The 22,231-nt window shown below is 74.5% G+C and carries 20 protein-coding genes; 13 read left to right on the top strand and 7 right to left on the bottom strand.

Annotated features, from left to right (window positions below; genetic code table 11):
* Positions 1 to 403: 403 nt before the first annotated feature.
* Both EDD39_RS05705 and EDD39_RS05700 read left to right on the top strand, forming a co-directional pair.
* A complete protein-coding gene (locus EDD39_RS05705) occupies positions 404 to 931 on the top strand; it encodes a DUF3093 domain-containing protein (RefSeq protein WP_100837068.1) in 528 nt (175 codons plus the stop codon).
* A 357-nt stretch (positions 932 to 1,288) separates the two neighbouring features.
* A complete protein-coding gene (locus EDD39_RS05700; protein WP_425269647.1) occupies positions 1,289 to 2,338 on the top strand; it encodes a cation diffusion facilitator family transporter in 1,050 nt (349 codons plus the stop codon).
* Positions 2,339 to 2,393: 55 nt separating this feature from the next.
* Here the strand turns inward: EDD39_RS05700 and EDD39_RS05695 are convergent, their stop codons facing one another.
* From EDD39_RS05695 to EDD39_RS05680, 4 genes are all read right to left on the bottom strand, one after another.
* Positions 2,394 to 3,089: an HAD family hydrolase gene (locus EDD39_RS05695; protein WP_100837067.1), complete on the bottom strand. Its 696-nt coding sequence runs from the start codon at positions 3,087 to 3,089 to the stop codon at positions 2,394 to 2,396.
* A gap of 445 nt (positions 3,090 to 3,534) precedes the next feature.
* Complete coding sequence (locus tag EDD39_RS05690) at positions 3,535 to 4,803, bottom strand: MFS transporter (protein ID WP_100837066.1); 1,269 nt, start codon at positions 4,801 to 4,803, stop codon at positions 3,535 to 3,537.
* Positions 4,800 to 5,954, bottom strand: coding sequence for a PLP-dependent cysteine synthase family protein (locus EDD39_RS05685; RefSeq protein ID WP_100837065.1), 1,155 nt, complete (start codon positions 5,952 to 5,954; stop codon positions 4,800 to 4,802). The genes EDD39_RS05690 and EDD39_RS05685 overlap by 4 nt, the downstream gene beginning before the upstream one ends.
* 125 nt (positions 5,955 to 6,079) lie before the next feature.
* Positions 6,080 to 6,469, bottom strand: a complete 390-nt coding sequence (locus EDD39_RS05680; protein WP_100837064.1) for a hypothetical protein — start codon at positions 6,467 to 6,469, stop codon at positions 6,080 to 6,082.
* A gap of 343 nt (positions 6,470 to 6,812) precedes the next feature.
* Between EDD39_RS05680 and EDD39_RS05675 the strand changes: the two genes are divergently transcribed.
* Both EDD39_RS05675 and EDD39_RS05670 read left to right on the top strand, forming a co-directional pair.
* Positions 6,813 to 7,148: an ArsR/SmtB family transcription factor gene (locus EDD39_RS05675; protein ID WP_100837063.1), complete on the top strand. Its 336-nt coding sequence runs from the start codon at positions 6,813 to 6,815 to the stop codon at positions 7,146 to 7,148.
* 1 nt (position 7,149) lies between these two features.
* Complete coding sequence (locus EDD39_RS05670) at positions 7,150 to 7,857, top strand: cation efflux transmembrane domain-containing protein (protein WP_100837062.1); 708 nt, start codon at positions 7,150 to 7,152, stop codon at positions 7,855 to 7,857.
* A gap of 198 nt (positions 7,858 to 8,055) precedes the next feature.
* On the opposite strand, the gene EDD39_RS05665 is transcribed toward EDD39_RS05670, so the two are convergent.
* Both EDD39_RS05665 and EDD39_RS05660 read right to left on the bottom strand, forming a co-directional pair.
* On the bottom strand, positions 8,056 to 8,790 hold the full coding sequence (locus EDD39_RS05665; protein ID WP_100837061.1) for a DUF1775 domain-containing protein: 735 nt from the start codon (positions 8,788 to 8,790) through the stop codon (positions 8,056 to 8,058).
* Positions 8,791 to 8,865: 75 nt separating this feature from the next.
* Positions 8,866 to 9,501: a hypothetical protein gene (locus EDD39_RS05660; RefSeq protein ID WP_100837060.1), complete on the bottom strand. Its 636-nt coding sequence runs from the start codon at positions 9,499 to 9,501 to the stop codon at positions 8,866 to 8,868.
* A gap of 208 nt (positions 9,502 to 9,709) precedes the next feature.
* Here EDD39_RS05660 and EDD39_RS05655 point away from each other — a divergent pair, with 208 nt between their 5' ends.
* From EDD39_RS05655 to EDD39_RS41915, 9 genes are all read left to right on the top strand, one after another.
* Positions 9,710 to 10,717, top strand: a complete 1,008-nt coding sequence (locus tag EDD39_RS05655) for a cation diffusion facilitator family transporter (protein WP_100837059.1) — start codon at positions 9,710 to 9,712, stop codon at positions 10,715 to 10,717.
* 96 nt (positions 10,718 to 10,813) lie between these two features.
* A complete protein-coding gene (locus EDD39_RS05650; RefSeq protein ID WP_100837058.1) occupies positions 10,814 to 11,488 on the top strand; it encodes a hypothetical protein in 675 nt (224 codons plus the stop codon).
* A gap of 71 nt (positions 11,489 to 11,559) precedes the next feature.
* Positions 11,560 to 12,165, top strand: coding sequence for a copper resistance CopC family protein (locus EDD39_RS05645; protein ID WP_100837057.1), 606 nt, complete (start codon positions 11,560 to 11,562; stop codon positions 12,163 to 12,165).
* Positions 12,155 to 14,170, top strand: a complete 2,016-nt coding sequence (locus tag EDD39_RS05640) for a bifunctional copper resistance protein CopD/cytochrome c oxidase assembly protein (protein ID WP_100837056.1) — start codon at positions 12,155 to 12,157, stop codon at positions 14,168 to 14,170. Before EDD39_RS05645 ends, EDD39_RS05640 begins: the two co-directional genes overlap by 11 nt.
* Positions 14,167 to 15,741 carry an apolipoprotein N-acyltransferase gene (gene lnt / locus EDD39_RS05635; protein ID WP_100837055.1) on the top strand — a complete coding sequence of 525 codons (1,575 nt, stop codon included), beginning with the start codon at positions 14,167 to 14,169 and terminating at the stop codon, positions 15,739 to 15,741. The genes EDD39_RS05640 and lnt overlap by 4 nt, the downstream gene beginning before the upstream one ends.
* Before the next feature lie 170 nt (positions 15,742 to 15,911).
* Complete coding sequence (locus EDD39_RS05630; RefSeq protein WP_100837054.1) at positions 15,912 to 16,280, top strand: hypothetical protein; 369 nt, start codon at positions 15,912 to 15,914, stop codon at positions 16,278 to 16,280.
* A gap of 185 nt (positions 16,281 to 16,465) precedes the next feature.
* Positions 16,466 to 17,065, top strand: coding sequence for a carbonic anhydrase (locus tag EDD39_RS05625; RefSeq protein WP_100837053.1), 600 nt, complete (start codon positions 16,466 to 16,468; stop codon positions 17,063 to 17,065).
* Entirely contained in the window at positions 17,062 to 18,585 is a 1,524-nt protein-coding gene (locus tag EDD39_RS05620) for a SulP family inorganic anion transporter (protein ID WP_425269646.1), read from the top strand. Before EDD39_RS05625 ends, EDD39_RS05620 begins: the two co-directional genes overlap by 4 nt.
* 199 nt (positions 18,586 to 18,784) lie before the next feature.
* On the top strand, positions 18,785 to 20,635 hold the full coding sequence (locus EDD39_RS41915) for a copper resistance CopC/CopD family protein (protein ID WP_100837052.1): 1,851 nt from the start codon (positions 18,785 to 18,787) through the stop codon (positions 20,633 to 20,635).
* Positions 20,636 to 20,648: 13 nt separating this feature from the next.
* Here the strand turns inward: EDD39_RS41915 and EDD39_RS05610 are convergent, their stop codons facing one another.
* Positions 20,649 to 22,214: an LCP family protein gene (locus EDD39_RS05610; RefSeq protein ID WP_100837051.1), complete on the bottom strand. Its 1,566-nt coding sequence runs from the start codon at positions 22,212 to 22,214 to the stop codon at positions 20,649 to 20,651.
* Between the last annotated feature and the right edge of the window lie 17 nt (positions 22,215 to 22,231).

Raw genomic sequence — 22,231 nt, 5'->3', positions numbered from 1 at the left:
CACTTTGCGGTGGACCTGCGGCGGCCAGCAACGTGGGGCGTCGTCTGGCATGTAGCGAGGTGTGGATGCCTGCACTTCGAACGTCTGCCTCGACGTCGAAGCCGTCGCCCTGATACCGGGGAGCGCCCAGCCGCTCCGACTGGCCCGCGCAGTCCGGCCACGAGCCCGCTCCCGGCCTATGTCGTTTGACCCGGACGGCGGCAGTATGAAGGGCCCCCTACATCGAACAACTCCCGTCCAGCGGCTTCGGGGGCCTCGCTCTCCGGATCCGGCGCGACCTGCACCCGCGGAGTTCAGTGACGGGTGCGGGCCGTCCGAGGTCTGCCTCTCGCCGACCTGCCTGCTTCCCTCGTGGGAAGCAGTCCACCCTGGTGCCGTCGGCACCCGCACAGAAACGGCCCGCATGTACGACGAACGCCTTTCGGCCCCCTTGTCCCTGTGGCTCCTGCCGGTGGCAGCGGGCCTCACCTCTGCCCTCATCCTGCTGCCCTACGGCCTCACGGCCTCCCTTGTCGCCATGGTGCTCGCCTCCGCACTGTCGTCGGTGGCACTTGGCTCCTACGGGTCGCCGCGGATCCGGGTCGTGCAAGGTGTCCTCCTCGCGGGGGAGGCACGTCTGCCGCTTGAGGTCCTCGGGCAGGCCCTGCCGCTGGACCGCAAGGAGGCTCTCGCCTGGCGCACCTGGAAGTCCGACCCCCGCGCCTTCATGCTGCTGCGCAGCTACATCCACACCGCGCTGCGGGTAGAGGTCACCGACCCCGCGGACCCCACGCCGTACCTGTACCTGTCCACGCGCCACCCGCAGCGCCTGGCCGAGGTGATCGAAGCCGGGCGCGCCTCGCAGAGGGAGGGGCAGGGACAGGGGGCGCAGGGCGCTTCGGCGCGGGACGGCGAGCAGCCGGAGCCGCGGTCGGACAGGCCGGTCGGCTGAACGAGACCCTTGCCTCGGGGCAGTGCGGGTTGTGTCCCCGGGAACGGCGTCCTGCGGTTGTCGTCATGGCCGGTGCACTGCGGTAATCCGGGCGGGCGCGGCTGCGGTGCTTTGCGCCGCTTTATGTTCGGCGGCTTCGAGGGTTGATCGTGCGCATTCGCCGCTCTTGTCCCGAACTACGGGCTGTCGCGTGCAAGTCGATTCGGGAATCATGTTCAACGTTTTTCGCGGGTCTGGCGATGCGGCCTCGGCGGCGTTAATGAAATCGGTAATCGAGACCGTTGCAGTCTTTGCCTTTATTGGCGGAAGCCTGTTCACTTTCGCCGACCGGTTAGTAGGCGAGCGCAGGAGCAGCCCGTGAGCAGTCCCATCGAGCACGACCATGACCACAGTGACGGTGCCGGGCACGACCACGGTGCCGGCGGCGGCCATGACGGGCACTCCCACGGGGTGGCGGCCGATGCCGACCGGCGGTGGTTGACTGCCGCGCTGCTGTTGATCGTGGGCTTCATGGTCGTGGAGGTCGGTGTCGGCTTCGCGGCTCAGTCCCTGGCCCTGATCTCGGATGCCGCGCACATGCTGACCGACGCGGTGTCGATCGCGCTGGCGCTGGTGGCGATTCGGCTGGCTGCGCGGCCGGCCGGTGGGGGGTTCACCTTCGGCCTCAAGCGCGCGGAGATCCTCTCCGCGATGGCCAACGGCCTGACTCTGCTGCTGCTGTCGGTGTGGCTGGCCTGGGAGGCCGTGCAGCGGCTCATCTCCCCGCCGGAGGTCACCGGCGGGCTGGTCGTCGTGACCGCGCTGGTCGGCATCGTCGTGAACATTGCCGCGGCGTGGTGCATCTCCAGGGCCAACCGCACCTCGCTGAACGTCGAGGGCGCCTACCAGCACATCCTGACCGATCTGTACGGGTTCATCGGCACGGCTGTCGCCGGTGTGGTCGTCGTGACCACCGGGTTCGCCCGCGCCGACGCCATCGCCTCCCTCTTCGTGGTCGTCTTGATGCTGCGCGCCGGGTACGGGCTGGTCCGCGCCTCGGGCCGGATCTTCCTGGAGGCGGCGCCCGCGGGGGTCGACCCGGACGAGCTGGGGGACCTGCTGGCCGGGCAGGAGGGTGTCGTCGAGGTCCACGACCTGCACGTGTGGCAGATCAGCTCCGACTCCCCGGCGCTGTCCGCGCACGTGCTGGTGGTGCCTTCGGGCGACTGCCACGCGGTGCGCCGGGACTTGGAGGCGCTGGTGCGGGAGAAGTACTCCATCACCCACACCACGCTGCAGGTCGACCACCTGGGATCCGGTGCGGTGCAGGACGTCGCAATCACCCCCGTCCCGGGGGAGGGGGTGGGCGAGGAGCACTGCGAGGACACGCACGGCCCGGTCCACCGTCCCGGGCCGCACGAGCACTGACTTCTTGCCCGCCCGCCGTCCAGCAGCCCCGACACGCTGCCGGACGGCGGGCGGATCAGTCTGTGCGGGGTGTGCCGAGGACGGCGGGCAGGTGGGCGAAGTGCCTGATGACACCGGCCGTCGCGGAGGCCGGGGGCGCGGTCGGGGCGACGAGCAGGGCCCGCATTCCGTAGGCCTGCGGGCCCAGGACGTCCTTGGCCCAGTTGTCCCCGACGAACAGGATCTCTGCGGCGTCGACGCCGCTGGCCTCCACCACCGCCGCGTAGAACCCGGGGTGCGGTTTGCGCAGGCCCAGGGTGCTGGACAGGACCAGGGCATCGAAGCAGGTGTCGATGGCCGCCGCGCGGAGCGTGCTGCGGCGCATCTGCTCGGGCACGGCCGTGTTGCAGGCCAGGACGCACCGCCATCCTGCCGCGTGCAGGCGGTGCACGGCCCGGGCGGCGCGGGGGTCCACGCGTCCGTCCGGCAGGGCCGACAGGACCGTGTCTGCGGCAGCCGCGGCGTCGGGGATGTGCGCGCCGCTGCGGACTGCAGCCCGGCGGATGTCCTGGGCGAAGGGCGTGTGGGTGCTGTTCTCGCGGTCGGCGGCCCTGGTCCGGCGGTGCACGGCCTCGAAGGCGGCGGCGAACCCCGGCGGGAGGGACACCCCCGGCAGTGTGCGGAGCACGTCGGCGACCAGGGCGCTGTCGGGGTTGGGGCCGGGCTGTGCGAGTGTGCCGCTGAAGTCCACCGCGAGGACGCGTATGCCCATCGTGTCGATCCCGTCTGCCTAACTCCGGTCCGCCGGCACCCGCGGTGCCCGCGCGCATCGGCACAGAGGGCGGCGGCGCGGCGCGGGATTTTCCGCGCTCGTGCGGACCTTCGCTTCCGGTCGGGGCGCACAGGCCCGCGGCCGAGAAAATCCCATGCCGAATACCGCCGCGGGGAAATCGGTGCCGGAGGCATTCGGGCCACGGAGGCGCGGTCCCAGCAAAGCGTGAAATCCCACAGGATTCAAAGCCTGCACTGAGGACCGTTATCAATACCAATGCAGCGTCGGCCGCGGCGTGCCTTTCGGCCGGGTATCAGGGTGTGCCCCGCCCGGTGTGCGGCGCGCATTCGCACCGGCCGGTGCGCGGCGCCCGCACATGCTTGTGGACGGCGTGGTGCGCCGCCGCGCCGCCTCCCTTGCGGCAGGGGGCGGCGCGGCGGTGCGGTCATGCCGCGGCGGGTACGGTCTCGGCCGCGGGTCGGGGCAGGCGGCCGGTGCGGGCGAGGCGGTGGAGGGCCGCTGCGCACAGCAGTCCGGTGGCGGCGAGGGTGAGCCAGGGCAGGTACAGGGCTCGGTGGTGGGTGCCGTAGCCCCACAGGGCTCCGACGGCGAGGTTGCCGAGGGTGATGCCGAGGCCGGAGACGGTGTTGTAGAGGCCGTAGTGGGTGGCGACGAGGCGGTTGCCGGAGAGGGTGACGACGGTGTCCATCTCGAAGGGGTAGACGACGGCGCCGGCGGCGGCCAGGACGGCGACTGCGAGGGCGAGGGCGAGCAGCCGGGCCGGGGCGCCGGTGTCGGGGGTGAGGGCGGCCAGGGGAAGGAAGGCGGCGCCCATGGCGGCCAGTCCGCGCACGAGGGACTGGGCGGGTGTCCAGGTGCGTTTGGCCCAGGCGGTCAGGCGCAGTTGGCCGGCGACGGCGACGGCGGCGGAGAGGACGAACAGGGCGGTGGTGGCCTTGGTCCCGTCGCTGCCCAGGGCGAGGTCGGCTGCCAGAGGCAGGGCGAGGTAGACCTGGAACGTCAGGATGTAGGAGCCGATCATCGCAGCGGAGAACAGCAGGAAGGGGCGGTTGGCGGCGACGGTGCGCCACTGGGCCAGGACGCTCCCGCGGGGTGCTGCTTCTTCGCCGGCGCTCTGTGTGCGCCGGGGTGGCAGGGCGCGCCACTGCAGGGCGGTGAGGGCGGCGAAGATCGCCGCGGCGGTGGTGCACACCGCGGTGAAGTCGAGGGTGAGCAGGGCGACGCCGACGATCGGTCCGAGCAGCATCCCGGCCTGGTAGTAGACGTTGAAGGCGGCGAAGGCGTCGACGCGGCGCTCGCCGGCTTCGGCGGCGAGGTAGGCGCGCACGGCGGGGTTGAACAGGGCTCCGGCGAAGCCGGTGGCGGCGGAGGCGGCGAGCAGGGCGGGCAGGGAGTCGGCCCAGCCCAGGAGCGCGAACCCGGCGGTGCGCAGCAGGCACCCGGCGATGATGGGGGCGCGGTAGCCGTAGCGGTCGGCGAGGGTGCCGCCGATGAGGAACATGCCCTGCTGGGAGAGGTTGCGGATGCCCAGGACCAGGCCGACGGCCCAGGCGGCCAGGCCGAGGCCGTCGGAGAGGTGGGTGGCCAGGTAGGGCATCAGCATGTAGAAGGCGAGGTTGATGGCGAACTGGTTGGCCATCAGCAGGCGTGCGGTGGGGCTGAAGGTGCGGGTCTGCCGCCACAGGGCCTTCATCGGGCGGTGCCTGCGAGGGGGCGGGCGGCGGCGGGGGAGAGCGGGTCGATGACGGTGCGGCAGCGGGTCCAGCGGGTGACGGTGCGCTCGCCGGGGTGGTCGATCTCCTCGGGGTGCTCGGGCGGGCGGTGGCCGAGCAGGTTGTGGGCGCGGCAGTAGTCGTCGTCGAAGACGGTGCCGATGTAGCGCTGGGGGCCGTCGGGGAAGACGGCGGCGATGCGGGTCTCGGGGGCGGTGGTGGCGGCGAGCCAGCGGGCGACGAGGGCGACGGCGCCCACGCTCCAGCCGCCGCTGGCGTAGCGGGTGGCGGCCAGGGTGCGGGCGGCCCAGACGGCTTCGGGGGCGGCGACCCAGTGGACCTCGTCGAACAGGGGGTAGGCGACGTTGCGGGGGTGGATGCTGCTGCCGAGGCCGCGCATGAGGCGGGGCAGGGCGGGCTGGCCGAAGATGGTGGAGCCGGTGGTGTCGACGCCGACGACGCGCAGGTGGGGGAAGTACTCGCGCAGGACGCCGGCGATGCCGGCGGAGTGGCCGCCGGTGCCGACGCTGACGACCAGGGTGTCGATGCGGCCGAGTTGGGCGAGGAGTTCGAGGGCGAGCGGGCGGTAGGCGGCCGCGTTGTCGGGGTTGTTGTACTGGTCGGGGCACCAGGAGCCGGGGTGGGCGGCGAGCACGTCGCGGACCGCGTCGCGGCGGGCCTGCTGCCAGCCGCCGACCGGGTGCGGGGCATCGACCACGACGACGTCGGCGCCGTGCGCGGTGAGCAGGCCCGTCATCAGCGGCTCGATCTCCGGGTCGGTGACGACGGTGACGGGGTGGTGGTGGGTGAGGCCGGCCAGGGCCAGGCCCAGGCCCAGAGTGCCGGAGGTGGACTCCACGATCCGGGCTCCGGGAAGCAGGTCGCCGCGCTCCCGGGCGGCGCGGACCATGTGCAGGGCGGGGCGGTCCTTGATGCCGCCGGGATTGCGGCCCTCCAGCTTGGCCCAGAAGCCGTGGCCCGCGGCGGTGAACGGGTCGCCGACCCACAGGACGGGGGTGTTGCCCACCAGCCCGGCGGGTGTGCGGGCGGAGGCGGCGGACGGGGCGAGGAACTGGCCGGGAGCCTCGGGGGCGCTTTCGGTCCGGCCGGGGAAGGCAGTGGTGACGGTCATGGCGGGATCTCCTGCGGCCCGCGTGCCGCGGCGGGGCGCGGCGGGGCCGGTGGGTGGGAGGCGGAAGGAGCGGACGCGGCTGCCGCGGCGCGCACCCGGCGGGCGCGGCGCAGCGGCGGGCCCGCTCAGGTCCGCCAGATCCCGAGGGAGGCTCTCGTGTGCCCGCCGGTGGCAGGTCCCGGTTCGGTGTCGGCCCGGCGCAGAACGGGAACCGAGCCGGGGCCGGCGGTTTCGGGCGCGGGGGCCGAAGTGTCAAAGGCGCGGGGGGCGTCCTGCTGCTGGTGTGCGGTGGCGGGCTGGTCGGCGCTCTCGCAGGTGGCCTGGTGGCCGGTGCCGTCGTGCGGGGTGGCGGGGCCGGGGCAGTGCGCGGCGGCGGCCGGGAGCGAGTCCGCGGTGGGCCCGGTGCCGGACAGGGGGCCGTGCGCGCACACCAGTACGTGCACCAGCGCGGCGAGCAGGACGACGACGGCGCAGGCGAGTCTCCACTCGCGCTTCGGCCCGCACCATCCCGTCATATCACTCAAAGTACTTGATCGGATACTTAAAGTTCGCATCAGGGGGTGTGCGAATCCAGTGCGGCGGCCGACCTTTCGAGGGCGGGGCCACGCCTTGGCCGCCAAGGTCGCGGAGGCGGCGGCCGTCCTCGAACGGCAGCGCGCGTACGCGGGGGAGCCCGGGGGTGTCGCCACCCGAAGGGGGGATCCGGCTCCCGTCCGAAGGGTCGAAGGCCGCCTGCGTCGACCCGGCCCGGCATCTCGCGGGGTGCGTGCAGCGGAGTTCCCGGCCTTCGGGTGGGGCCGTGGTGCCGACGCATGGTTCATAGTTTTCTGAATTCATGACTTCTTGTACTGTGAGTGGGTGCTGACACTCCCTTCCGAGGTCGAGGTCCTGGCGCGCTTCGGCCGCGCCCTCGCCGACCCGATCCGCTGCCGCATCCTGCTCGCCCTGCGCGAGGCCCCCGCCCACCCGGCGGATTTGGCCGAGAAGCTGGGGATCTCCCGCACCCGGCTGTCCAACCACCTCGCCTGCCTGCGCGACTGCGGCCTGGTGGTCGCCGTCCCCGTCGGGCGTCGCACCCGCTACGAACTCGCCGACACCCGCCTCGGCCACGCCCTGGACGACCTGCGCTCCGCCGTGGTCGCCGTCGAGACGGACCGCACCTGCGCCGAGGCTGACGAGAAGGGCTGCTGCTGAGGTGGCCACCCTCTCCCTGGGCCCCACCCCCGCCCGCCGCGAGGTACTCGCCCGCCGCATACGCCTGCTGGTCGCCGCAACGATCGCCTACAACACGGTCGAGGCGGCCGTCGCCCTCGCGGCTGGCACCGCCGCGTCGTCGACCGCCCTGGTGGGCTTCGGCCTGGACTCGGTCATCGAGGTGTCTTCGGCCGCCGCCGTCGCCTGGCAGTTCTCCGCCCGCGAGCACGTCGTGCGCGAGGCTCGCGAGAAGACCGCCCTGCGCGTCATCGCCCTCTCGTTCTTCGCCCTCGCCGCCTACGTCTCCGTCGACTCCCTGCGGGCGTTGGCCGGCAGCGGTGATGCCGAACGCTCCTTTCCGGGCCTGGTCCTCGCCGCCCTGTCGCTGGCGATCATGCCCTTCCTGTCCGCGGCCCAGCGTCGGGCAGGGCGCGAACTCGGCTCCGCCAGCGCGGTCGCCGACTCCAAGCAGACCCTTCTGTGCACCTACCTCTCCGCGGTCCTGCTGGCCGGCCTGCTGCTGAACGCCGTCCTGGGCTGGTCCTGGGCCGATCCCGCCGCCGCCTTGGTCATCGCCGTCATCGCCGTCAAGGAAGGCCGCGACGCCTGGCAGGGCAAGGGCTGCTGCGCGCCCTCCGCCGTCGCGGCGGCGGAGGGCCCTGCTGGCGATGCGTGCGATTGCCGACCCGGCTGCGACTGCCGCTCTTGATCCCGTCCCCGCCCGGGCGCGGGAGCGGCCCTTGCCGGGCCGGAGAGTCCCCGCTGCACCGGGCCAACGGTCTGGGCTCCGGGCAGCGCGCCCCGATCACAGGCAGAGGGCATCGCGCTCGCCCGGCAAGCCGGTGCGCAGCACGGGACGGCCCCGGCAGCCGCGGGTGCGCGCTGCCGGGGCCGTCGACCTGTCGTGTCAGGCGCTGGTGCGGGTGCGGCGCTTGATCCACATCGCGATCGGGAACGACGCGACGACCAAGGCCGCGAGGACCACGGCGACCACCAGTCCGGTGTTGCCGCCGTCGTCCTTCGCCGTGGCCTCGGGTGCGGCGGAAGACGACGAGACGGCCGGGGCGGGCTGTGCCGGGGCGGAGGACGAGACGGAGGGGGTCGGGGACGGCGACGGGGCGGTGCTCGCAGCCGGGGCGGCGGGCAGCGGGGTGGCGCCGGGGGCGGGCGGCTTCAGCTCGAGGACGGGAGCCGGGTTCTCCGGCTCGCTGCCGTTCTGCGACATCTCGATCCAGCGCGAGACCTTGCCGTTGCTGTAGGTCTCGATGGTCTTGAACGGCAGGCTCTCGCCCTGGGGCAGCTGGCGCACCACGATGCTGTGCTTCGCGTTGTCGCCCACCGGCAGCGCCGGGCCCTGCACCGTGTAGCCGGTGGCGTCGGGCGTGAGGGTCCACCCGGTGGGGGCGTCCTTGAGCGCGACGCTCTGCACCGGCACGCCGTCCGGCAGGACGATCTGGATCTTCTGGATGCCGGCGCTGGTGGACTCGGCCTCCGAGGTGAAGGTGAGCGTCACGTTCTCGGCGAGCGCACGGGCGTCGGAGGCGGACACCTCGGAGTGCGCGAGGGCGGGCGTCGCCAGGGCGAGCAGGACGGTGGCCGCGCCGGCCAGTGTGGTGCCGACGCGCAGGGTGCGGTTGGTCATGAAGGGGCTCCGAAAGCGCAAGAGGGCGCGCGGCAGCCAGGCCGCGCGAAAAAGGGAAGGGCCGGAGGGCGGCTGTCACCGCTGTCCGGCCGGAGGCCCCCTGCGCCGTACCGCGTGGGTCAGGACTCGACCCGCGCCCAGGTGCGCCGGGCGCGCTGCGCGCCGCACGGCGCCCGCGGACAGGTAGGCGGGTGCGGCCACCTGCCATGCCCGGGCGAGCAGGTGCAGCAGTCGGGCCGCGATCCGGCCCGCAGCAGCGCTCAGGTAGCAGGCGCGGGCGTCGGCGGCGTGCAGCAGCGCCGCGACCGCGACGGTCCCGCCGGCGTGCAGGACCAGCGCGGCTCCCTGTGCCAGCCGCCTCCCGTCGTCCATCTCCATCGCCATCGCGGAGGGGTGCGCGCTCAACAGCAGGTGGGAGGCGATCTGCGTCGCGCACATCAGGGCAGCCGCCGAGCGGTGCGACCACTGCCGGCCGGCGCGCGGCAGCGCGAGGAGGAACGCGGTGGCGGCGACGGCGGCGAGCACGCCCGGGCGGGGCCCGGCCGGATCGGCGACATGGTGCGCCACCGAGGCCAGCACCGTCGCCGCCACCGCGAACACCCCGGCCCGCGTTGCCCGCCCGGACCCCGCGCGCAGCGCGGCGGGCCGCGGCGCCCGGAGGGGGCCCGGCCTGGGCGGGCCCGCGAAGGCGGGCGTGTGGCGGATGTCCATCGAGGGCGACGGTACACGGCCCCACGCGTCTGCGAGGCCGCGCCCGCAGGATTTCGCCGCCCCGCGCCACCTGAACGGCTGCCGGAACGTCTGCCCAGGTCAGGGCGGTCTTATCGCCGTTGAAAACCGTCATCGGTGCAGCCTTTGCCAAGGCGTGCGCCGGTGCGCTTCACTTCGCCGCATCCACACGACAGAGCGGGGTTCAGGCATGGGTTCGGGACACGACCACGACCACGGCGCCGGCGGCGGCCACGACGGGCACTCCCACGGGGTGTCGGCCGACGCCGACCGCCGCTGGCTGGCCATCGCGCTCGCCCTGATCTGCGGCTACATGGCGATCGAGGTCACTATCGGCATCGCCGCCGGATCGCTGGCCCTGATCTCGGACGCCGCGCACATGCTCACCGACGCGGCGTCCATCGTCCTGGCGCTGGTGGCGATGCGCCTGGCCGCCCGGCCCGCCAAGGGCGGCTTCACCTTCGGCCTCAAGCGCGCCGAAATCCTCTCCGCCCAGGCCAACGGCCTGACCCTGATCCTCCTCGCGGCCTGGCTGACCTACGAGGCCATCGAGCGCCTGATCAGCCCGCCCGACGTCACGGGCTCCCTGGTGCTGTACACGGCGCTGGCCGGCATCGCGGTCAACGTCGTCGCCGCCTGGTGCATCTCCAAGGCCAACCGCACGTCGCTGAACGTCGAAGGCGCCTACCAGCACATCCTCAACGACCTGTTCGGGTTCGTCGCCACCGCGGTGGCGGGCCTGGTCGTGATGACCACCGGCTTCGCCCGCGCCGACGCCATCGTCTCGCTGGTCGTCGTGGTCCTCATGGTCAAGGCCGGGTACGGGCTGCTCAAGGAGTCCGGCCGGATCTTCCTGGAGGCCGCCCCCGCCGGAGTCGACCCCGACGCGATCGGCGACGCCATGGTCGCCCGCCCCGGCGTCGTCGAGGTCCACGACCTGCACGTGTGGCAGATCACCTCCGGCCAGAGCGCCCTGGCCGCGCACGTCCTGGTCGACCCCGACCGCGACTGCCACGCCGTGCGCCAGGACCTGGAGCACCAGCTCGCCCACGCCAACAACATCACCCACACCACGCTCCAGGTCGACCACGCCCCCGCACAGCTGCTCACCGTCGGCTCCGGCGCACCCGAGGCCGCCGACGGCCACTGCGCCGAACCGCACGGCGCCGTCCACCGCGAGGAGCCCCACGAGCACTGACCGGTGTAGGCCGTGAGAAGCTCCGGTGCGCGAGCAGCCCAGCCCGCGCACCGCAACGCACGACAGCACGACGACAGCGGGAGGCGGTGAAGGGAAGTGCGCGGCATCCGGCTCCCCGCACATCCCGCCTCCGGCACCGGCCGGGGCCTTCGGGCCTCGGCGCTGGCCGCGCTGTGCGTGCTGCTCCCGGTCGCCGGCCACCTGCTGAGCCGAGGGCACCTGCTCTCCTGGGGCGTGCTCGCCGTGTTCGCCGGCGCGGCCTTCGCGGGCAGCGCGCTGCTGACCCGCCGCCGGCTCTCCGACGCCCAGCTGCTCGCCGCGCTCGCCACCGCCCAGCTCGTCTACCACTGCGTCTACGACCTGCCGGGGCTGTGCCGCTCCTCCGGCCTCGCGGGCGGCCACCTGCCGGTGCTGGTGGGCCAGTGGGCGTCGGGCGCGCCCTCCTGGGCCGCCCCTGTGGCGCACCTGGTCGCCCTGCTGCTGGCGGCCAGGTTCCTGGGGACCGGCGAGGTCGCGCTGTGGGGCACCCACGTGCTGGCCGCGCGCGCCCGCGAGTGGTGCTCCATCTCGCCGCCCGCCGCCGATCCCGTGCCCGCTCCCGCCCCGCGGGTGCGCCTGCACGCCACCGGGAATACCCTGCGCTCCTGTCTCCACCGCACCCCCATCTCCGGCCGGGCCCCGCCGAGGCGAGCGGGCCGCACCGACCGCGGCCGCGCACGTGTCCACCTCATCGCCCGGCCGGTCGCGGCCGCGGGTGCCGCCGGGAGCTGACGCCGGGGCCCGCAGCCCCCGCACCGGTCCTCCCCGGCCGTCGACGACGGCCGCCCAGGAGCCCTGCGTCCATGACCTTCCCCGTCCCTTCGCGCCGCGCCCGTGTCTGCGCCGTCTGCCTGGCCGCTCTCGCCTGCACCGGGCTCAGCGCACCGCCCGCCGCCGCCCACACCGGCCTGAACTCCAGCGACCCGGCCGACGCAGCGACCCTCGCCGCCTGGCCCGCCCGGGTCCGGCTGTCCTTCACCGACCCGATGTCGCAGCCCTACAGCAAGATCGCCGTCACCGGGCCCGACGGCAGGGCCTACGGCCTGGGCGAGGTCCAGGTCGAGGGCACCGCCGCCGCCCTCGACCTGGCCCCCTCCACCGCCCCGGGCCGCTACCAGGTCGGCTACCGGGTGGTGTCCAAGGACGGCCACCCGGTCACCGGCACCGTCACCTTCACCTACACACCCACCGCCCCGTCCACCGCCGCCGCCGTGCCCCCCGCACCGTCCCCGCAGCCACCCACACCCACACCCACGCCCAGCCCTGGGACGGCCGCCGATGCGCAGCCGGCCCGCAAGCGCTCCGGGATCTCGATCCCGCAAGCGGCGGCCGGCGCGGGCCTGCTCGCCCTCGCTGCCACGGCGGGCGTCTTCGCCCTGCGCCGCCGGCAGGTGCGCCATGCCCGCTGACCTCTCCTTCCCGCGCCCCCGGACGGCGGCCGTGGCGGCGGCCGCTGCCGTCCCCGGCGCGGCCGCACTGGCTGCCGTCGCCTTCACCCGCTCCGGCACCGGCACCGCGGTCGGACTCGCGGGCCCGGGGGCGCTGACGGACTGGGGGCTGCCCCTCGCCCGGGCGGTGGCCGACACCTCGGCCGTCGTGACCGTGGGCCTGCTGCTGCTCGTCCTGCTGCTGCCGAGCCCCACCACGAAACTCACGGCCGCCCAGTCCCGCCACGTCCTGTGGGTGTGCGCCGCAGCACTGACCTGGGCCGGGGCGTCGTGCGCCGTACTGGTCCTGACGCTCTCCGACCTGCTGGCCCTGCCGGTGGGCGACGTGCTGGCCGGATCGGGCTCGCTCGCGGACTTCGCGCTGAACATCCCGCAGGGCCGGGCCCTGGCCCTGAGCACCCTGACCGCCCTGGCCGTGGGCACCTTCAGCCCCGCCCTCGGCACGGCCACCGCCGTCAGAACCACCCTGCTCCTGTCCCTCGCGGGCCTGCTGCCGCCGGTGTTCACCGGCCACTCCGCCGCGGCGGGCAACCACGACAGCGCGGTCGTCACCCTGGCCGTCCACGTCCTCGCAGCCGCCGTATGGGTCGGCGGCCTGGCCGGCCTGCTCGTCCTGGCCGTACGCGACCGCCCGGCCCTGGCCGGCGCCGTGCGCCGCTTCAGCCCCCTCGCGCTGTGGTGCCTGATCGCCGTCGCCGCCAGCGGGACCGCCAACGCGGCCCTGCGCCTGGAGTCACCCGCCGACCTGCTGCACACCCGCTACGGCCAGCTGGTCCTGGCCAAAGCCGCCCTGCTGGTCCTGCTCGCAAGCATCGGACACCTGCACCGCCGCCGCTGCCTGCCCCGCCTGGGCACCGAGCCCGCACCCTTCGTCCGCCTGGCCGCCGTGGAAGGGCTGCTGATGGCAGCCACCCTCGGCCTGGCCGTCGCCCTCTCCCGCAGCCCCGCCCCCGCCACCGGCCAGCAGCTGGCAACGCCCACCGAACGGGCACTCGGCTACGCGATGCCCGAACCGCTCACCGCACTGCGCCTGTTCACCGCGCTGCGCCCGGACGCCGTCTTCCTCCTCCTGATCACCTTCGCGACGCTCGCCTACCTGGCGGGCGTGCGCACGCTTCGGCGGCGCGGGGACCGCTGGCCGCCGGGGCGCACCGCCGCCTGGCTGGCGGGAGTGGGCGTGCTCGCGCTGGTCACCCAGAGCGGCCTGGCCACCTACGGCAAGGTGCTGTTCAGCGTGCACATGGGCCAGCACATGACGCTGGCGATGATCGTGCCGATCCTGCTGGTGATGGGAGCGCCCGTCACCCTCGCCCTGCGGGCGCTGCCGGCCACCGGCCCGGGCGGACGACCCGGCGCCCGCGCCTGGCTGCTCGCGCTGGTGCACAGCCGCCCCGCCAAGGTGGCGGGGCACCCACTGGTGGCGATGGCGCTGTTCATCAGCGCCTCGTTCTCGGTGTACTTCACCCCGCTGTTCGAGACGGGGATGCGCACGCACTGGGGCCACCTGGCGATGCAGCTGCACTTCATGGGCGTGGGCATCCTGTTCTTCTGGGTGATCATCGGCGTCGACCCGGCCCCGCGCCGCATCCCGCACTTCGCGAAGTTCGTGCTGCTGGTGCTCGCGATGCCCTTCCACTCCTTCTTCAGCATCGCGCTGATGAGCTCGAAGGAGCTCGTCGCGGGCCGCTGGTTCGCCCCCCTCGTCAGAAACTGGGGGCCGTCGCTGGCAGATGACCAGTTCGCCGCCGGGTCGATCGCCTGGGCCACCGGCGACATCCCCATCCTGATCACCGTCGTCGCCCTGGCCGTCCAGTGGATGCGCTCCGACCGGCGCGAGGCCCGGCGCATCGACCGGCAGATCGACCGCGGCGACGGCAACGACCCCCACGCCGCCTACAACGCCTACCTCGCCCGGCTGCACGCCCGCGACACCGCCGCCCGCTCCACCGCTAGGGACACCCCGTGACCGCCGCCACCGCCACTCCCGCCCGGCCGGCCGCCCCCGCGGCCGGGGCGCGCCGCCTCCGCCTGGTCCGCCGCGCGCGGCGCGATGTTCTCGCCGCGCTGGGCGGCCTGGCCACCTGCGCCGCCTTCCCGCCGGTGAACGCCTGGCCGCTGGCCCTGGCCGGGCCTGCCCTGCTGCTGGCCGCCGTCCGCGGCAGCCGCAGCGCCGCGGCGTTTCGCTACGGCACCTGGTACGGCCTGGCGATGTTCGTGCCGCTGCTGTCCTGGCTCGGCAACCTCGGCCCGCTGCCGTGGCTGGCACTGTCCGCCGTCGAAGCCCTGCTGTGGGGAGCCCTGACCGCGGCCGCCCCCGTCCTGCTGCGCCGGCGCCCATGGCCGCTGTGGGCGGCCGCCTGGTGGGTCGCGGCCGAAGCGGTGCGCTCCCGGGCCCCGCTCGGCGGCTTCCCGTGGGCCCGCCTGGCCTTCAGCCAGGCCGACTCCCCGGCACTGGGCTGGGCCTCGGTCCTGGGCGCACCCGGGCTGAGCGCCCTGGTGGCACTCGGCGCCGCCTGCCTGGCCGCGCTGTGCACGGCCCGGCCCGGCCGGCGCACCGCCGCCGCCTTCGCACTGGCAGCGGCCCTGGCCACCGGCGCGCTCGGCAGCGTCCTGCTGCCCGCCCCGGCCCGTAAGGGCGACTCCAGCGCGACGGTCGCCGTCGTCCAGGGCAACGTGCCGCGCGAACGCACCCTCGCCGAGCAGTCCAGGCTGCGCCAGGTGACGGACAACCACATCCGGGCCACCGGCGACCTCGCCGCCGCCGTCCGCGCCGGGCGCACCCCCGCGCCCGACCTGGTGCTGTGGCCGGAGAACTCCACCGACACCGACCCCCGCGCCGACCCCGCCCTCTTCACCGCCATCGACAACGCAGTCAAGGACGTCGGCGCGCCCGTGCTGGTCGGCGCGGTCCTCGACGGACCGGACGGGCGCATCTACAACACCGGCCTCATGTGGCGCCCCGACAGCGGCCCGGGGCAGTGGTACGCCAAGCAGCACCTGGTGCCCTTCGGCGAGTACATCCCGCTGCGGGAGGTGTTCGGCGGCCTCAAGGACCTCCAGCTCATCCCGCGCGACTTCATCCCCGGCACCGGCGCCACCGTCTTCCGCACCGGGCCCGTCGCCCTGGCCGACTCCATCTGCTACGAAGTCGGCTACGACAGCCAGGTGCGCGACGCCGTCCGCTCCGGCGCCAACCTCCTGGCCGTGCAGTCCAACAACGCCACCTACATGCGCGACGGCTCCCGCGGCGAACCAGGCCAGCAGATCGCCATCGCCCGCATCCGGGCAGTCGAGCACAACCGGTCAGTCGTGGTCGCCGCCACCACCGGCACCAGCGCCGTCATCACCCCCGACGGCCGCATCACCGCCCGCACCGCCCTGTGGACCAGCGACACCCTGGTCGAACAGGTCCCGCTGCGCACCGCCACGACCCCCGCCGACCGCCTCGGCCCCTGGCCCGAGGCCGCCGCCTCACTACTGGCGGTAACCGCCATCGCTTCGGCGGCTACGAGGCGCATCTTGACTCGAAAAAGGTGACGACTCGTCATGTTCCTTTGTTCGGAAGGATTACTTATGTGCGAGATCCGACCGGTACCGTCGGCGAATCCCGCCGAGCTGCCACCGGATGCTAACGCTGTGGTTACACGCCGTCGCTAAGCTGGTCGGTGCATGGCAAACAGGCCAGGCAGGCACCGGGGGAGGCGAGGGTGGCCGCACAGGCACTGACACGGGGCAAGCGCCTGGTCCTCGTGCTGGCCGCCCTCGTCGCCGCCGTCCTCGCCGTCCTCGGCTCCGGGCCCCAGGCCCACGCGCTCGCCCTGCGAGCGCCGGCCTCGGCCGCCGCCGAGGAGCACCTGGAGTGCAAGCACCGCCACGAGGCACAGTCCCCGGCGAGCCCCACCTCCGGCCGGCACCGCGCCTCCGGCGCACCGCCCCTGCGCGTCCCCGGCCGCCCCGGCGCCGAGCACAGCGACGACGACTCCCACGCCCGTCCCGCACCCCAGGGCCCCGCACCGGCGAACACGACCGGCTCCAGACCGGCCGCGCTCTCGCGCATCCAGGTCTTCCGCTGCTGACAGCGCCCGCGGGCTGAAAGCCGCCGCACCCGCACCGCAACGCTCCTGCCCCGGTGCCACGTCCCGCTTCACTCGGCCTTCCGGGGCCGCGGGGCGGCCGCGACGCGCCCACCGGCCCGCTTGCGCCGACCACGCCACGCAGCCCGCCGCCCGGCCACCGCCGAGGCGGCAGAAGGAGACTTCTCATGCAGTCCCTGACCCGGCACGCCCGCGCCTACCCGCGGCGCTCGGCCGACCGCGGACACGACCTCACCCGGCACCGCGCCGGACAGAGCCCCGAAGCGCTGTTCATCACCTGCTCCGACTCCCGGGTCGTCCCCGCCCTGATCACCGGCGCCGAACCCGGCCAGCTCTTCGAACTCCGCACCGCCGGCAACATCGTCCCCGCCTACAACACCGGCACGCCCAGCGGCGAGCGGGCCACGATCGAGTACGCCGTCAGCATCCTGCGCGTCCCCGACATCATCGTGTGCGGGCACTCCCACTGCGGGGCCGTCAAAGCCCTGGTCCGCTCCGAGGACCTCTCCAGCGCCCCGGCCGTGCACAGCTGGCTCCAGCACGCGGCCCCGCCCGCCCGCCACCTCGCGCCGCTCCCCGACGCCGAGGCCGACGACCTCGCCCTGCCCGTCCAGCGCAACATCGATGCCCAGCTGGAGCGCCTGCGCGGCTACCCCGGCGTCGCCCGCCGCCTGGCCGAAGGCACGCTGAACCTGCACGCCTGGTTCTACGAGGTCCACACCGGAGCGGTCCTCCTCGGATCCGAGCGGGGGTACCTGCCGCTGTGAACACCACCGAGACGAACCCCACCGGGCCCGCTGCGGTGCTGCGCGGCGCGCTCGCCCACTGGCGCCAGGACCTGCCCGCCTCGCTGGTGGTCTTCCTGGTCGCCGTCCCGCTGTGCGTCGGCGTCGCCGTCGCCTCCGGCGTGCCCGCCGAGCGCGGGCTGGTCACCGGCATCGTCGGCGGCCTCGTGGTGGGCCTGCTGCCCGGCAGCAGCCTCCAGGTCAGCGGCCCTGCGGCGGGCCTGACCGTCCTCGTGTTCGACGCCGTGCAGCGCTTCGGCCTCGGCTCGCTCGGCGTGCTGGTGCTCGCCGCCGGGCTGCTCCAGATCGCCATGGGCCTGGCCCGGATGGGCCGCTGGTTCCGGGCGATCTCGCTGTCCGTCGTGCACGGCATGCTGGCCGGCATCGGCCTGATCCTGATCCTCGGCCAGCTGTACGCCGTCTCCGGACGCACCGCGCCCGGCAGCGGCGGCGGGAAGATCACCCACCTGCCCGGGCTGGCCGCCGACTGGTTCACCGGCCGGGCCGCGACCACCGCGCTGCTGATGGGCGCCGCGACCGTCGCCCTGCTGACCTTCTGGAAGAAGCTGCCCGGGCCGGTGCGCGCGGTGCCCGCCCCTCTGGCCGCCGTCGCGCTCGCCGCCGCGGCCACCGCGGTCTTCGGCCTGGACGTGCCCCGGGTGCGGGTCGACGGCCTGGCCGGGGCGTTGGCCCTGCCCACCGGCGAAGGCATCGCTGCGGTCGCGACCACCGCCGGCTTGGGCACCGTTCTCGCCTTCGCGCTCATCGCCTCCGCCGAGAGCCTGTTCAGCGCCGCCGCCGTCGACCAGATGCACCACGGGCCGCGAACCGACTACGACCGCGAACTGGCCGCCCAGGGCATCGGCAACACGCTGTGCGGCCTGCTCGGGGCGCTGCCGTTGACCGCGGTGATCGTGCGCAGCGCCGCCAACGTCCAGGCCGGGGCCCGCACCAAGGCCTCCCGGATCCTGCACGGGCTGTGGCTGCTGCTGTTCGCCGCCCTGCTCCCGGCCGTCCTCGGGCTGATCCCGCTCGCCGTGCTCGGCGGCGTCCTGATCCACGCCGGGGCCAAGCTCATCCCGGTGCGCCCGCTCGGTGCGCTGTGGCGCGGCCACCGCGGCGAACTCGCCGTCATGGCCGCCACCACTACCGCCATCGTGTTCACCAACCTGTTCGAGGGTGTGCTGCTCGGTGTGGTCCTCGCCGTCGCCAAGAGCGCCTGGCAGACCTCCCAGCTGCACATCGACCTCGCCGACGGCGGGCCCGGCGGCCCGCTGGAGGTCCGCCTGAGCGGCAACGCCACCTTCCTGCGCCTGCCCCGTCTGCTCGACACCCTCGAATCCCTGCCCGCCGGCCGCGCCGTCCACCTGGACTGGAGCGGTCTGCGCCACCTCGACCACGCCTGCCGCACCGCCCTGCTGACCTGGGCCGCCCGGCACGGCGCCCACGGCACCACCGGCATCAGATGGGAGCCGCCCCTCGCAGCCACCGCTGCCGCCTGACGGGCCGTCGGCAGGCCGGACGGGCCGCGCACCTGCGGGTGTGCGGTCCGTCCGGGTCAGGGACGCGCCCTTCTCGGGCGCGCCCGCGCCGGGTGCTCACAGCGGAGTGCCTAAGCTCCAACGGCGGCCGGGCTGTGCACGTGCGACCGGGAAGTCCTCGGCCGGCCGGACCCCACCCGAACCCCCACCGGAGCGGCCCGTGTCGACGACCTTTCGCCGCGCCGGGGCGCGGCGCGCTCTGCGCGCCACTGCCCTGGCCCTGCTCACGCTGCTGCTGGCGCTCGGCCTCGGCACGAACGCCGCGTCCGCGCATGCCGACCTCGTCGCCACCGACCCGGTGGCGGGCTCCGTCGTGGCGAGCGCGCCGGCCACCGTCACCCTGGTCTTCAGCGAGGCGGTGTCGCTGCGTTCGGCCGACTCCGTGCGCGTCCTGGACCCGCAGGGCCTACCGGTGGACGCGGGCGACCCCCACCTCACCGGCAAGGGCGACCAGGTCCAGGTCACGGTGAAGGCCGCTGCCGCACACGGCACCTACACCGTGGCGTGGCGGGTCATCTCCGAGGACTCCCACGCCATCGGCGGTGCCTTCACCTTCTCCGTGGGCGCGCCATCGAGCACCAGCGTGAAGATGGCGGCCGTCCTGCGCCCCGACCCGCTGGTCGAGGTCCTCGACACCGCGGCGCGCACCGCCGCCTACCTCGCCTTCGCCCTGCTCGCCGGGGCCGTCGCCTTCACCCTCGTCTGCTGGCCCGCCGCGGCAGCCACCCGGGCCCTGCAGCGCCTGCTGATGACCGGCTGGTGCGGGCTGTTCCTGGCCAGCACGGCGGTGCTGCTGCTGCGCGGCCCCTACGACCGCGGCACCGGCCTCGCCGGCGTGGGCGACTTTTCGCTGCTGCGCGCCACGGTCGAGGGCCGCTTCGGCCAGGCCCTGCTGGCCCGCTTGCTGCTGCTGGTCGTGGCCGGGGCGCTGCTGTCCCTGCTCCTCTCGCGCTTCCCGGCCGACGACCGGCAGCCGCATGCCGCACGCACCCGGGCCTTTCTGGCCGCCGCGTGCGTCGTCCTGGGGTGCGCGCTGTGCGCGACCTGGTCGGTGGCGGGCCATTCCTCGGCCGGGGTGCAGCCGGGCCTGGCCCTGCCGCTGGACATGGCGCACACGCTGGCGATGGGCGTGTGGCTGGGCGGCCTGGTCTGCCTGCTGGCGCTGGTGCGCAGCGAGATGCCCGTGCAGGCCGTCCGGCGCTACTCCCGGGTCGCGCTGGTCTGCATGGCGGTGCTCGTCGCAACCGGCCTCTACCAGTCGTGGCGCGACGTGGGCTCGTGGAGCGCGCTGTTCGGCACCCTCTACGGCCGGCTGCTGCTGGCCAAGAGCGCCGGGGTGGTCACGGTCCTCGCCGCGGCCCGCCTCTCACGCAGCCGCACCCGCCACCGCGCCCCGGAAACCTCGGAGGCAGTGGCCGCCTGGGTCGCCGCGCCGCGGGCGGCAGTGCTCGTCGGCGCCGGGCCCGGCGGGGCGGAGCCCGGGCCGCCTCGGGCAGCACCCGCAGATCGTGCTCCGCTCCGGCTGCGCGGGCCGGTGCTGACCGAGGCCGTGGCGGCGGTGGCGGTCGTGGCGCTGACCGCCGTACTGACCGCGACCCCGCCCGGCCGAGGCACTCAGGCGGCGGCCCGCGCGGCGGCTCAGGCAGCCCGGCCCGTCCCCGCGGGGCGTGCTGTGGAGCTCACCGTCCCCTACGACACCGGCGGCTCTGCCCCCGGGGCCCGCGGCACCGCCGTCGTCTCGCTCGGACCGGCGGCCGTCGGACGCAACGAGCTGACGCTGCGTGTGACGGGTGCCGACGGGCAGGCGGTGGACGTCCCCGACGTCCAGGTGGCCTTCACGCTCCCCGACCGGGACCTGGGTCCGCTGCAGGCCCCACTGGCCAAGGCCGGGAACGGGCGCTGGAGCGCCGAGGCGTTCTTGCCGATTGCCGGGGAGTGGATGGTGTCGGTGACCGTCCGCTCCTCCGACATCGACCAGGTCACCGAGAGCAAGCCGTTGAAGGTCGGCTGACGGGCTCCGGGCGTCAGCCGTAGGAGAGGTTGCCGCAGCTGTCGTCGGCTGCGGTGCGGCTCTGCTCCAGGACGCTGCCGGGCAGCGCCCCGCCCGGCGCGGGGGTGCTCGTGGGGGCCGGGCGCGCGGCGTAGTCGTCGCCGAGGGTGAGGACGAGTGCGGTGCCGGTGCGGGTCTGCAGGCGGGAGCCGGGGAAGAGGGCGGCCAGTTGGCGTGCGGCGCTCTCTTGGCCTGTTCCGTAGCCGATCACGGTGGTGGCGCTGCGCTCGCGGGCGGGGGTGTTGCCGGTGGCGGTGACGGTGAAGCCCGCGGCGCGCAGGTCCTCGTCGGCGCGGGCGGCCAGGCCGGGCACCGTGGTGCCGTTGAGGACGGTGACGGCGGCGCCCGCGCCGCTGGGCGCCGGCGTCGAGGGGGCCGGTGAGGGCGGAGTGCTGGCCTGCGGTGCGGGTGCGTCGAGCGGCCGGTCGGCGCGCAGGGCCGTCCAGAGCTGCTCGGTGTCGGGCTGGAGCAGTGCGACGCGGGCGCCCTGGTAGCGCCAGGGGGTGGTCAGGAAGCGGATGTTCGCCGGGTCGATGTCCTTCAGGGAGCCAGCGAACGCGGCCAGTTTGGCGGCGGAGGCCAGGCCGGGGTCGACGGTGAGCGACTTGGTGGCCGCGTCGGCCAGCGGAAGCAGCACAGTCGGGGCCATGCCGCGTTTCTTGACGTCGCGGATGACCGAGGCGAGGAACGCCTGCTGGCGTTTCATCCGGCCGATGTCGGAGCCGTCGCCGATGCCGTGCCGCAGCCGGACGTAGTCGAGGGCGGCTTGGCCGGAGACCTTCTGCGGGCCCTGGGGATACAGCAGGCGCCCCTTGGAGGGGAGGTTGGGGTCGAGGTCCTTCTCGTAGACGGCGTTGGGCAGGCACACCTCCACGCCGCCCAGGGCGTCGGTGATCGCGGCCAGGCCCTTGAAGTCCACGACGACGGTGTGGTCGATCCGCAGGCCGGTGAGCTTCTCCACGGTGTTCTGCGTGCAGGCGGGGTTGCCCTGGTCGCTGTCGCCGACGGAGAAGGCGGCATTGAACATGGTGTTGGGCTGGGGCTTGGTCCACGTCCCGTCGGGGAGTTTGCAGGCGGCTATCTCCACCAGCGCGTCGCGGGGGAAGGAGACGGCCACCGCCCGGCGCCGGTCGGCGTAGATGTGCAGCAGCACCGTGGTGTCGGAACGGGCCCCGCCCACCTCACCGCCGCCCAGGTCCTGGTTGCCGCCGCCGCGGGCGTCGGAGCCGATCAGCAGCACGTTCAGCGGGGTGCTCCCGTCGGCGGCCGGGCTCGGCGGCGTGGGCCGGCTGGTGCTCAGCCCGGAGGCGTCGAAGGAGGAGATGTTGCTGCTGAGGCGCAGGTACAGGGCGCAGCCGCTGCCGCCGACCAGGACGAGCACCGCGGCCAGGGCCAGGGCGATGCGCCGGCGTGCCGTGCGCCGCCGCTGCGCCTTGGGCCTGCGCCTGCGCCGGTCGGGGCGCGGTGCGCGGCGGGCAGGCCGGTCGGAGCGGTGGGGTGTGTGGCCAAGGTCGCCGGGGCGGGGGCGGGCGGGTGGCATGGGCTCTCACAAGGGGT

This window comes from Kitasatospora cineracea (genome assembly GCF_003751605.1).
GTDB lineage: Bacteria > Actinomycetota > Actinomycetes > Streptomycetales > Streptomycetaceae > Kitasatospora > Kitasatospora cineracea.
Note: the sequence above shows the minus strand (reverse complement) of the source record. Positions and strands in the feature narration are given on the sequence as shown.